General features: G+C 42.4%; 11 protein-coding genes. 4 read left to right on the top strand and 7 right to left on the bottom strand.

Annotation, left to right across the window (positions count from 1 at the left end; genetic code table 11):
* Positions 1-180: 180 nt before the first annotated feature.
* From H6G76_RS00845 to H6G76_RS00825, 5 genes are all read right to left on the bottom strand, one after another.
* Positions 181-627, bottom strand: a complete 447-nt coding sequence (locus tag H6G76_RS00845) for a tellurite resistance TerB family protein (protein ID WP_190694298.1) — start codon at positions 625-627, stop codon at positions 181-183.
* A 167-nt stretch (positions 628-794) separates the two neighbouring features.
* Positions 795-932, bottom strand: a complete 138-nt coding sequence (locus tag H6G76_RS00840; RefSeq protein ID WP_190694296.1) for a hypothetical protein — start codon at positions 930-932, stop codon at positions 795-797.
* A 670-nt stretch (positions 933-1602) separates the two neighbouring features.
* Positions 1603-2523 carry a histone deacetylase gene (locus tag H6G76_RS00835; RefSeq protein ID WP_190694294.1) on the bottom strand — a complete coding sequence of 307 codons (921 nt, stop codon included), beginning with the start codon at positions 2521-2523 and terminating at the stop codon, positions 1603-1605.
* Between the two features lie 49 nt (positions 2524-2572).
* The gene (locus tag H6G76_RS00830) at positions 2573-2791 is read right to left on the bottom strand and encodes a hypothetical protein (RefSeq protein ID WP_190694292.1); all 219 of its coding nucleotides are present in this window, start codon (positions 2789-2791) and stop codon (positions 2573-2575) included.
* 111 nt (positions 2792-2902) lie between these two features.
* Positions 2903-3133 (bottom strand): type II toxin-antitoxin system HicB family antitoxin, encoded by a 231-nt coding sequence (locus H6G76_RS00825; RefSeq protein WP_190694291.1) that lies wholly within the window; start codon positions 3131-3133, stop codon positions 2903-2905.
* Between the two features lie 301 nt (positions 3134-3434).
* On the opposite strand from H6G76_RS00825, the gene H6G76_RS00820 reads away from it, so the two are divergent.
* Positions 3435-4673, top strand: coding sequence for a chloride channel protein (locus H6G76_RS00820; protein WP_190694797.1), 1239 nt, complete (start codon positions 3435-3437; stop codon positions 4671-4673).
* A gap of 246 nt (positions 4674-4919) precedes the next feature.
* Here the strand turns inward: H6G76_RS00820 and H6G76_RS00815 are convergent, their stop codons facing one another.
* Positions 4920-5132: a hypothetical protein gene (locus H6G76_RS00815; protein WP_190694289.1), complete on the bottom strand. Its 213-nt coding sequence runs from the start codon at positions 5130-5132 to the stop codon at positions 4920-4922.
* A gap of 476 nt (positions 5133-5608) precedes the next feature.
* On the opposite strand from H6G76_RS00815, the gene gyrA reads away from it, so the two are divergent.
* The 3 genes from gyrA (at position 5609) to H6G76_RS00800 (ending at position 10674) form a co-directional block, all read left to right on the top strand.
* The gene (gene gyrA / locus H6G76_RS00810; RefSeq protein WP_190694287.1) at positions 5609-8191 is read left to right on the top strand and encodes a DNA topoisomerase (ATP-hydrolyzing) subunit A; all 2583 of its coding nucleotides are present in this window, start codon (positions 5609-5611) and stop codon (positions 8189-8191) included.
* A complete protein-coding gene (gene lnt / locus H6G76_RS00805) occupies positions 8172-9803 on the top strand; it encodes an apolipoprotein N-acyltransferase (RefSeq protein ID WP_190694795.1) in 1632 nt (543 codons plus the stop codon). Before gyrA ends, lnt begins: the two co-directional genes overlap by 20 nt.
* A 172-nt stretch (positions 9804-9975) precedes the next feature.
* Positions 9976-10674: a Uma2 family endonuclease gene (locus H6G76_RS00800; RefSeq protein WP_190694285.1), complete on the top strand. Its 699-nt coding sequence runs from the start codon at positions 9976-9978 to the stop codon at positions 10672-10674.
* A gap of 17 nt (positions 10675-10691) precedes the next feature.
* On the opposite strand, the gene H6G76_RS00795 is transcribed toward H6G76_RS00800, so the two are convergent.
* Entirely contained in the window at positions 10692-11861 is a 1170-nt protein-coding gene (locus H6G76_RS00795) for an MFS transporter (RefSeq protein ID WP_190694283.1), read from the bottom strand.
* Positions 11862-12149 lie beyond the last annotated feature (288 nt).

The raw sequence follows: 12149 nt of genomic DNA, 5'->3' as shown, positions 1-12149 counted from the left end.
TATTCTTTGAGCCTGATAATTTTAAATGGTGAATATTTAAACAACTGTGTTGGTGTATCATCACGACCAAATATTACAATCACAGTGTGGCAACTGGAATTTAAGCAGCCAAATCTGTTGTAAGCCAATCATGTTAGTTAAAATTGCAGGATATTAATTGATTTAGACACTTTCAACCTATTATCGCTGATTTTTGATCATTAATACCTGCAAAATTTTGATGCCAGTATCGTGAGGAATATCTAAAGCATGAGATAAATCATTTAAAAAATTTTTCTCTTCCTCTGTGACTATGGCTTCAGCCAATACCAAATCAGCAGCTACAGCAAAAGCAGCCTCTCTTAGTTCTGAAGATAAAGACTCTTTCGCTACATTAAATAAGGCATTGAAACCATCGCGTCGCAGAATGCCTAGAATTTTTTCTAACAGATTATTCATATTATCTTCCGAATAACTGTTAAAAAGCTTGATCCGCGATAGTACAGAAAAGATACTACGGGTTTGCTGTTCCGACAGCAAACCATCTGGGGTAATCGCCACTAAGGTAATAGCAGCAAAAGCTTCCGCCGATGTCAACACCCCTGGGCTTTGGTTGTCTATGCCCAAGATTGTGTCTAATAAATTCATAATTGATGCTCCTGGATTTTTGTCTCAGCGTACAGTTCCCTGCTTCCAAATATCAGATAGATCTGCAACGCTGTGAGACTTTCAAGGTTTAGTGTTCCCAGGATTTCTTTATAGCGAACACCTGCACTCAGAGGTTTTCGCCAAGCAGTACACCGTCAAAGTCTAAATTAACGTTCTCCTGTTTTTTCAATCGTTTCAATCACTGCTAAACCTATACCAGAGGCAGCTATTAGGAAAACTGCTGATAGCAAGTAGGCGTTAGTCAGCATCCGAAGGGCTTCATCAAAAAAAATGTAGGTGGTCATTCCTTCACCTTTGAACTCTATGTGGCTAGTACTATTTGATATTTCAACACTGTGACTAAGGATTCCCGTTGAAATATTGCTAGCAATTGCATCTTAACAAAACTTTAGGTCTTAGATAAGAGTTTGCTAAATTTTTCTTTTTAAAGTTTCGATGAATTCCATCAAAATTTAGGCACAACAAATACAGAAGTTTTTTTATGTAGAAATTTATGCATCCATACTTACAGTAAAATTGCCTGTTAATTTAGTAAATCAACTAACTGATATTAGTCAAAACTATATAATTATGAAGCTGGCAACTATCGCTCAAATTCCATCACTACAAGGATTTTAGGCTGCGATATCAAATTTTATTGCCAACCTGTACTGAAAAAAACTTGTAAGCAATTTATTTTTACTTTAGGCAATTTTTTTAAACAAAATTTTTGGTTATTTCATTCCCAATGAAGGGACAAAATTATAGTTAACCTGATGGTGATGATGATTAAAACTAATGTAAAGAATTGTAAAGCTGATTGAGTAATTAACTTTTACGAATTCTAGGGGTTCTAAGTAGAACTACTTGATAAAGTGAATATATTAGTTATAAAAAAAATTATTGATGTAGTTAGTTTGACATACTAAAGGGTGGATTAACTCACACCACCCTTGAAGAAATAATGGCTTGAAATTATAGTAAACAGCGTTCAACTGTTGCTACAACAGATTGAGAAAGAGTTTGAAAATCATAGCCACCTTCTAAACCAAAAAGAATTTTTCGAGTTATACCTAAACAGTAATCAGTAAATAAACCATAATCTTCTGGTTGCAAATTGATACTGGCTAAAGGATCTGCGGCATTGGCATCATAACCAGCACTGACAATTAACAAGTCTGGTTGAAAGTTTTCTAAGAATGGTATTATCTTTTTTTCTAAAAGGGGCTGATAGATAGCGATGTCGCTACTAGGCGGTATCGGGATATTCAAAACATTATGATGCAAACCGTGTTCGGAAGCTTTGCCAGTTCCGGGATAACAGGGGTACTGATGTAGAGAACAGTAGGCAATTTGTGGATGAGTTTCGACGATCGCCTGTGTACCGTTACCATGATGCACATCCCAATCGAGAATAGCGACACGGTTCACTTCAGGGTTTTCTAAAGCATAAAACGCGGCGATCGCCGCATTAGAAAATAAACAAAACCCCATTCCCGCATCACTTTCAGCATGATGTCCAGGTGGACGCGCCAGCACAAACGCAGGGTTTTCAGTAGATAGGACAATATCAATACCATCCAACCAAGCACTTACAGCCAATAACGCCACATCATAGCTGTTGGGAGAAACTGGTGTATCCCCATCTAAATAACCACCACCACTAGCAGCGATATCCCCAACTTTTTTAACGTAGGACGGGCTGTGTACTTGTAATAACAAAGACATCAATGATGGCTTATCAAAGACGGGAGTCGGCGATCGCCAAGCGATTTGTTCTGCGAATGCAGCCTCCTTTAAAGCTTTGACAATCGCCGTCAGACGTTCTGGGTTTTCTGGATGATAGGTTCCAGTCTTGTGATCTAAAAACTCATCGGAATAGATGACTGGTAGCATAGGGAGCGATAAGCAAGACACTGAGGCTATTGTATCCTCAGCAGTCTCACTACTCTTTGGTGAACCCAATCATTTCATCGGTAGGTTCATCTAGCATTTCTGGTACTAAAGCTGGGTTACTCCGGCGTTCTTCGGCTGATTGTTCCCGAATCACATCATCCATTTTCGCGGGATGTTTGATTTTGTCTAGCGTTTCTGGGCTTAATTCTGATGCGTGGCCTTCAGGATTCATTTTTTCAGCTTGGCTAGGAACTGTTTCTTTGTTCATAAGTTTTGTCTCCTATTTCTAGACCAAGCCTAAGCAATGCAGCCACGAAGCACACACTATCTTGGGGCTTAAATTGTTATGTACTCAGTGTTAGATAGATTTCCAACGTTATTACGCTACTTTTAACGGCTTTTCAGGTAAAGCGATCGCTTCCGGTAAAAGCTTTCCCTGTTCTTGATACCATTCAATGAGTGATTCAATAACTTCCTGTCCGTGTTTGGCGGCTTCTGCGTAGGTTGCGCCGTGAGTGTGGTACTGCTGCCAAGGAAATTCCGGTAGATGGACTAAATAGCATTTATCTTCATCTGACCATTGAATAATCATGCTATAGCGATAATTCATTCTTCCTCCGCATTAATTTCTCCAGATTTTTCTATTTATCGCTTTTAACTCTCTAATTTTTTTGGGCATTTTAAGGACTTTAGCCTTATCTTTCTTAATTCAGGAAATTTTAACCATTGGTAAATATTATCGGATGCAGCAGTAAAGTTGATGTCTTTTCTTCGGTTTACAGAGGCAAATAGCATTTACCATAAAAGACGTAAATATTCAGTATCTTAAGAGTCACTAAAACAGGAAAACACTAGTGCTACCAAATCAGCCCCCCACAGATAATCAAACTCAACGCTGGAAATTCGCTCAAATGTTCGGACTGTCAAGGCGAAATCCGTTGATGATTTCCCGATGGGTATTGCGCTGGGCTGTTGTGGGAACCGTTTGTGGTCTGTTTGCTGGTTTATATTGGAATGTTCTAGAACTATTAACTCATCAGTTGCATCAATTCCAAGGTATCAGCCTGCTGATTGTGATGCCGTTAGCAGGTTTAATTATTGGGCTAGTAATTCATTTTTTGGGGAATCCGGGCGAAATTGCCGTGATTGTGGATAATATTCACTTTCGCGGTGGACGCTTGGATGCGCGCAAAAATCCGTCGATGATTCTGGCTTCGTTAGTTAGTATCGCTGCTGGTGGGAGTGCTGGCCCAGAAGCCCCATTAGTACAGGTTACAGGTTCTTTTGGGACTTGGGTAGGCGATCGCCTCAAACTCGAAGGCGAAGATCTCAGATCTATGAGTTTGGCGGCGATGGCGGGTGGTTTTACGGCTTTATTTGGCGCACCTCTGGGTGGGGCGATGTTCGCCCTAGAGATTCTGCACCATCAGCATATTGTGGAATATTACGAAGCTTTAATGCCAGCGATTGTTTCTAGTTGTGCAAGTTATTTGGTATTTGCGGCGATTACGCGTTTGGGAATTGCACCGACTTGGCATTTCCCGCAATATCGCCTGGAAAACATCGATGATTTTGCCTTTGCTATCTTGTTTGGCATAATTGGAGCGATCGCCGGATGGGTTTTTATGTGGATTTTTCGGAGTTGCGACAGACTTTTTGCCCACATTCCCACCCCTATTTATTTACGCACCACACTAGCAGGATTAGGACTTGGTAGTTTAGCAACTCTCTTACCACTTACCCGTTATTTTGGACATGAAGAATTAGAAACAGTTCTGACAACTAACTTTTCTGTTGTTTTCTTGTTAACCTTAGCTTTAGGTAAAATGGCTGCCATTAGCATGACAGTTACAGGTGGGTGGCGCGGTGGATTCATTATCCCCTTATTTTTTACTGGTGCTTGTATTGGCAAAGCCGTAGTAACTTTAATTCCGGGAATTAATCCTGCCTTGGCGATGATTTGTACAATGGCTGCTATTAACGCCGCAGTAACACGCACACCCATAAGTACAACTTTGTTGTTATCAAAACTGACTGGTTTTAGTCCATTTACACCAATTTTATTTGCTAGTTTGGTGGGATTCTTTCTGGCTCCCAAAGTTCCTTTGATTGCTGCTCAATTGAAGTCTCAGCAAGAAGCTATTCATTAAAATCAGAGAGTTTCGATGAAATAAATTTCTTAGACATATATGAAAGAGGAACTAGGGATTAAAGGCTAGGGACTAGTTTTTTAGGCGTATAGTTTGGTTTTTTCAGCCCATTTGTTTAAAAATTCGCAATCAATTCTTTATGCACGACTCATTTTGATTTTTGCAGAAACTCAATTTCGATGTTATTTCTTTGCTGTCCCCTATTCCCTAGCCTAAACAAGTATGTGTAGTTATCAAAACTTATAACTAAATCTTGAGATTATTCAGAGCTTCTTTTTTATCCGCCAAATATTTAGCGACTGCTGCCGCATTTAGGGGAATAACTTTTGTTGTTGGGCGTATTGTCTGTAATAATGCATTTAAACTGCCACAAGAATGGCTGGCCTTTCTATATACACAGCCATAACTTACACCAGGTAAACGAAAATAGCTACCTATTGCTAATTGTTGAAATGTCATCAGTGCCTCAGAACCTCGATTAAATAACTACTGCGAAAATCAATATTGATTGGCGATCGTTACTATCATAAACCGGATAATCTGATAACAAGAGCTAAAAAAAATTATTCAAAATTTCTTTAGATTGTTAGTTTTTCTGCTTATCGTGTCTATCGGAATTTTTAACTGAATGCCATTTACTTCCTCTTGCTGATGTAGGCTCAGTCATTCCTTAGTAATTGGGCGGATTTACCCTTTTTTGGGAGAATTTTAGTAATTTATTTTTTGTAGCTAAAACTTTTTTAATTAGATGCTATTTACCGCGCCCAAAAATACCAATTGCCATCATACTTATAGGTTAACTGTTGGGGCAAAAAAAAACAATACGTGCTAGAATTGTATCAAAATATGTCAATTATTCAAGAGTAATTTGGAATAATTTTACGCTTTGCCAATTGTAAAGGCTAAAATCTACGATTTTTGGAGTTTTTTAGGTTATGACAACCTCACAGGAGAGGATTATCCCAACAGATCTCCGGAACGAAATGTCCCGGTCTTATCTGGAATACGCCATGAGTGTGATAGTGGGTCGGGCGCTGCCAGATGCCAGGGATGGTCTGAAACCTGTGCATCGCCGTATCCTCTACGCAATGCACGAGCTAGGTTTATTGCACGATCGCCCGTTTAGAAAGTGCGCTCGTGTGGTTGGGGAAGTGTTGGGTAAATATCACCCTCACGGCGACACAGCAGTATATGATGCCTTGGTGCGGATGGCGCAGGATTTTTCCATGCGATCGCCCCTAATTAATGGTCATGGTAACTTTGGTTCAGTAGATAACGATCCGCCAGCCGCAATGCGATACACAGAATGTCGCTTGCAAGCTTTGACTAGTGCTGCTTTACTACAAGACATCGAATCAGAAACCGTAGACTTTGCTGACAACTTCGACGGTTCCCAGCAAGAACCAACAGTTCTGCCATCGCGGATTCCTCAACTTCTACTAAATGGTTCATCAGGCATTGCTGTGGGGATGGCAACTAATATCCCTCCCCACAACTTAGGCGAACTGATTGACGGGGTAGTCGCATTGATTCACAATCCGGAAATCACCGACCTCCAGTTAATGCAGCATATCCCTGGTCCAGACTTTCCCACTGGGGCGCAGATTCTCGGAACGGCAGCAATTAAAGAAGCTTATACCACTGGGCGCGGTTCCATTACCATGCGCGGTGTCGCTAACATTGAAACCATCGAACAACGCGGTCGTCCAGAACGAGAAGCAATTATCGTTACCGAACTGCCTTATCAAACTAATAAAGCGGCATTAATCGAGAAAATCGCCGAATTAGTGAACGATAAGCGGATTGAAGGCATTGCAGATATCAGGGACGAAAGCGATCGCGACGGGATGCGAATTGTCATCGAACTCAAGCGCGATGCTTATCCCCGTGTGGTATTGAACAACCTTTACAAGCAAACCCCACTGCAAGCTAACTTTGGGGCGAATATGCTGGCGTTGGTCAACGGCGAACCGCAAATTCTCACCCTCAAGCAGTTCTTAGAAGTCTTCCTAGATTTCCGCATCGAATCTATTACCAGACGCACCCGCTACGAACTGCGAAAAGCGGAAGAACGCGACCATATATTGCAAGGGTTATTGATTGCTCTATCACATTTAGATGCAATTATAAATCTAATTCGTCATGCCCCTGATGCACCCACAGCTAAAGGTGAGTTAATCACAACTTACGGGCTTTCGGAAGTTCAAGCCGATGCGATTTTGCAAATGCAGCTGCGGCGGTTAACTGCCCTAGAAGCAGATAAAATTCGCCTAGAACATGAAGATTTGCAAACACAGATTACCAATTTGCAAGATATTTTGGCACGGCGAGAAAGAATCTTAGAAATTATTGAAACTGAAATCTCGCAAATTAAAACTAGCTTTGCCACACCCCGGCGTACAGTTATTACTCACGCCGAAGGTGAAATTGATGAACGTGACCTGATTGCTAACGAAAAGGCAATTATTCTGTTAACAGAACAAGGTTACATCAAACGGATGCCTGTGAACACCTTCGAGGCACAAAGCCGTGCCACCAGAGGCAAAGCTGCTGCCAAGGTAAAAGATGATGACACCGTAGAGCATTTCTTAACTTGCTGCGATCACGATAGTGTTTTATTCTTTAGCGATCGCGGCGTAGTTTACTGTCTCAAAGCTTATCAAATTCCAGTGGGTTCGCGTACCAGTCGCGGCACACCCATAGTGCAGATGCTACCCATTCCCAAAGAAGAAAAAATCACCTCGATTGTCCCGGTTGACGAGTTCAGCGACGACGAATATTTAGTCATGCTGACTAAAGGTGGCAATATCAAGAAAACCGCATTAGCTGCTTTTAGTAATATTCGGGCGAATGGTTTAATTGCCATTTCCTTGGAAGAAGGTGATCAACTGCGGTGGGTACGTCGCGCCAGAGTCGAAGACAGCATCATCATTGGTTCTCGTCTAGGGATGGCGATTCACTTTAGATGTACCCATGAACAACTGCGTCCTCTGGGTAGGGCGACGCGGGGCGTGAAATCGATGAAACTCAAAACCGGCGACGAACTCGTGGGGATGGATATTATTCCCGCAGCCATTCTGGACACCCTCAACACGGAGGAACCAGAAATCGAAGAGGTCGAAACCGAAGATATCGAAACTGTGGAAGAAACCACAGAAGTACCCGAAAACAGCAGTGTTGGGCCTTGGGTGTTAGTCATCACAATGGGCGGATATGGCAAACGTGTACCTGTTGCCCAATTCCGATTGCAAAACCGTGCTGGTCAAGGTTTAATGGCTACCAAATTCAAGAACCGCAAAACCAAAGACAAATTAGCAACCTTGCAAATCGTCAACAGCGATGATGAAATCATGATGGTGACAAATCGCGGTATTATTATCCGTCAGGCTACCAATGCGATTTCCATCCAATCGCGCTCGGCAACTGGTGTAAGAGTGCAACGCTTGGATGAAGATGACGCAATTACAGGCGTTGCGATCGTTCCGCCTGATACTGGTGATGCAGAAGAAGCAGAGTAAAAAGCCGGGGGAGCAAGGAAAGCAGAGGAAGCAGGGGGAAAGAATAACTTCCATGCTTCCTTACTTAATTGCTTTACTCAGTGGTGTTTTGATGGGGCTAACCGTCGCCCCCGTGGGTGCATGGTTTTTGGCTTGGATAGCCTTAGCCCCGCTTTGGGTATTAGTTGTTACTTCTGCAAATAAGAAAAAAGCCTCTTCTCCTCTCCTCGGCTTGGCTTGGGGTATAGGTTATCACAGCGTTGCCCTCTTTTGGATTACCGGGATTCACCCTATGGATTGGTTGGGTGTACCTTGGTGGCCGAGTTTGGCTATTACCCTATTTTGCTGGGGATTTATTAGCCTATGGGGAGGGCTATTTGTTAGTATTTGGGCTGCTGTCATGGCACGCTTGAATCAGTCAAAACCGTGGTTACGCGTTCTAATTGGTACAGCCATCTGGTGCGCCTTAGAAAGCTTGTGGAGTTCTGGTTCCTTGTGGTGGAGTTCTCTAGCTTACACTCAATCACCGCATAATCTAGTAATTTTACATCTCGGTCAACTCTCTGGCCCTAATACTGTAACAGCTGCGATCGCTGCTATCAACGGCCTCATCGCCGAAGCCTATCTATCATCTGCGTCGCGCCAGTTGCTTCAAGTCGGGGAACCCGCCCAACGTACTGGCTTCTCTGCGCCTCGGCGGTTCGTAAATAAATATTTAATTACTGCCACAGGACTATTCATCACCTTACACCTGCTTGGCTTTTTCTTATATAGCCAACCCTTAGCCCAACCACCAGAAGCCGCCTTAAAAATCGGAGTTGTTCAAGGTAACATCCCCAACAAAATCAAAGTCAAACCCGAAGGTTATCGCCGCGCCATCACAGGCTATACTAGCGGCTATTTAACTCTAGCCGAACAAGGTGTGAATGCCGTTCTCACACCCGAAGGTGCTTTACCTATATTTGAACGTAACTTAGGCGACACTCCTCTAATTTCCGCAGTACAGCAAAAAGGGGTTTTGGTTTGGGTTGGCGCTTTTGGCGAACGCGGACGCAGTTATACAAATAGTTTATTTACAGTTAATAGTCAGGGCGAAGTTACCAGCCGCTACGATAAATCTAAATTAGTACCATTGGGTGAATTTATTCCCTTTGAAGAAATTTTAGGTAAACTAGTCAGCCGCTTGTCACCTTTGGATGAACATCAAGTTCATGGTGCAGCCAACCAGATATTTGATACACCCTTTGGACGGGCAATTGTAGGTATTTGCTACGAATCTGCATTTCCTGAGATATTTCGCCGTCAAGCTGCGGCGGGTGGGCAATTTATCCTTAGTTCTTCTAACGATGCTCATTACAGTGCAGCTATGCCATTTCAGCATCATGCACAGGATATTATGCGAGCAATTGAAACTGATAGATGGTCTGCAAGGGCAACAAATACCGGGTATTCGGCTTTTGTAGACTCTCACGGCAGAACTCTGTGGATATCTGGCTATAACATCTACCAAACTCACGCAGAAACCATATATCGCCGCCAAACGCAGACTTTATATGTGCGTTGGGGTGATTGGTTGACACCGTTATTTTTAGGTTTGGGTGTTGTAGGTTGGTTTGTGGCGAAAGTATTTTAAACGCAGAGGGATGCAGAGTACGCGCGGAGGAACGCAAAGGAAGAGGAGTGTAGTTGAGGGAAATAGGAGAAAATGGCACCAAAAGTACCCAATATTGCTGTAATTTTAAAATTCTGAAAACTTTAACCTAATTTAATTAGACTAAAACTAGGTAATAATCGCGTATCAGCCCATGCTACAGTACGATCCGTTGGATTGCTTACCCTCGGCTGAGGATTTGCCAGACTCAGACGACACCCCTGTGGATAACGAACTACAAGATTTAATTCCGGGTTTACTCAAAGCTATCTTAGCTATGGCTTGGCCAGAGCGAATGGACTGGTTTTTTGGCGTTGATATGGGGATTTATTACGATCCTGATGAGCCAGCTATTGTTCCGGATGGGTTTTTGAGTCTGGGTGTAGAACGCATTCTCGATGAAAACTTGCGTCTCAGCTATGTGCTTTGGGAAGAAAGGCGCGTACCAACGATGGTGTTAGAGGTAGTTTCTCACAAACGTCGAGGAGAATATTCTAGTAAAAAAGAATTTTATGCTAAGTTGGGAATTTTGTATTATGTGATTTACAATCCCCTACGGCGGCAAAAAGCTCGTTTAGAAGTATATTATTTAGCGGATGGGAAATATAAATTACTACCAGGAAACCCAGTTTGGCTCACAGAAATTGGTTTAAAAATTGGCTATGAAAGAGGAACTTATCTAGGAATTACGCGAGAGTGGCTTTATTGGTATGACGAACAAGGAAGGCGTTTGTTAACACCCGAAGAACGGGCGCAACAAGCAGAAGAACGCTTACAACAAGCAGAACAACGCGCTCAAATATTAGCCGAACAATTGAGAAACCTGGGTGTAGACCCAGATTCTTTGATTTAAAAAGGCTTGTCGGTTAATTATAGTTTAGATTTATTCGCTTGCAATTGCACCCAAACAAAGAAGGGAATTGCTAGTAGTTGAGTGGCGGTGGAAAATACTACTAATAGGGTGAGAGAGCGATCATACAAAACACCCATTAAAGTGCTGCCTAAAAACCAAGCAAAACCATAGCCAGTGCTAAAGATACCATAAGCTGTGGCGCGTTTGTTTTTGGGTACGAGTCCGGCGATCGCCGCTTTTAAAATTGACTCTTGTGCGCCCATCCCAATACCCCAAAATGCGATGCCTAAAAGTGCTAGTTGGGTATCGCCGAAAAATACCAACGGTGCGAAAAAGGATGAAACAAAAGCCGCAACCATCAAAATAGAAATACCTGCGCGGTCAAACAGATAGCCAAATATGAGTGCAGCTACAGCATCAACTCCCATTGCAAACGCATAAAATAGGGGAATTGTTTGTCCTGAAGCAATATTTCCTTTTTGAAAATGAAAAGCGATTAAGGGAAAATCTGCATAACCAGCCGCAATAATGGCAACAGCACCAAGATAAATCCAAAATGCTCGCGGGATTCCGTCTTCTTCATTAATTTCATGTTCGATTTCTAAATCGCTGGGGTTGGGATAAAGGAATTGCAAAACCAATAACACAATCAATCCCAACACCGCAGGTACAATCAAAATCGTGAAGCCGTTGCGATACTCTCCTTGGAAATAAACCATTGCGGCTACCGCTAAAGGCCCCATCACCGCGCCGGTTTGATCCATTGCTTCATGCAGACCAAAGCCAAAACCTCTGCCAATTTGACTCACACCATGAGACAGAAGTGCATCTCTTGGGGGTGTACGCACGGCTTTACCTGTGCGTTCTGCCATCATCAAACCTGCTGCAACTTCCCATCTCCCTGCAAAGGCTAATAGTGGTACAACGGCAGTGTTCAAAATAAATCCTAAAGTTGTAATACCCCAATACTTGCGCGTCTGGTCGCTGAGATATCCAATGACTAGGCGCAAGCCATAACCAATTAGTTCTCCAAAGCCTGCTACTAGGCCTACCACAGTGCCGCTTGCTCCCAAAACCTGCAAATAAGCCCCCGTAATACTACGCGCTCCTTCATAGGTGGCATCAGCACAGAGGCTAACAAAGCCCAGTAAAATCACAAACTTCAAGGCGGCTGATTTCTGTGGCATACTCTTGTATCTATTCAAATTGCTACTTTATAAAAGTCTGTCTTCACTCTGCGTTTGCAACCGGAAAAAAACCACCCTGTTTCCCAAAAATTACTTTATGTAGCAGCTAAGGCAGAAATTCGGTTATATCATAATGTTCTTGAATAGATAGCAAAGTCAGTTCTAAACATTTGGATTCAGCCTGACAGTACAAAAATTACTATTTATTGCATGATCACTTCATGGAGTCGTTGAACTTTGACAGTCAACTCTCAACAGCATTCTAATTTTTTACATAGATAAATTCTC

This window comes from Nostoc sp. FACHB-152 (assembly GCF_014697475.1).
Classification (GTDB): domain Bacteria; phylum Cyanobacteriota; class Cyanobacteriia; order Cyanobacteriales; family Nostocaceae; genus Nostoc_B.
The sequence above is the reverse complement of the archived record's forward strand: the minus strand, read 5'-3'. Positions and strand labels throughout refer to the sequence as shown.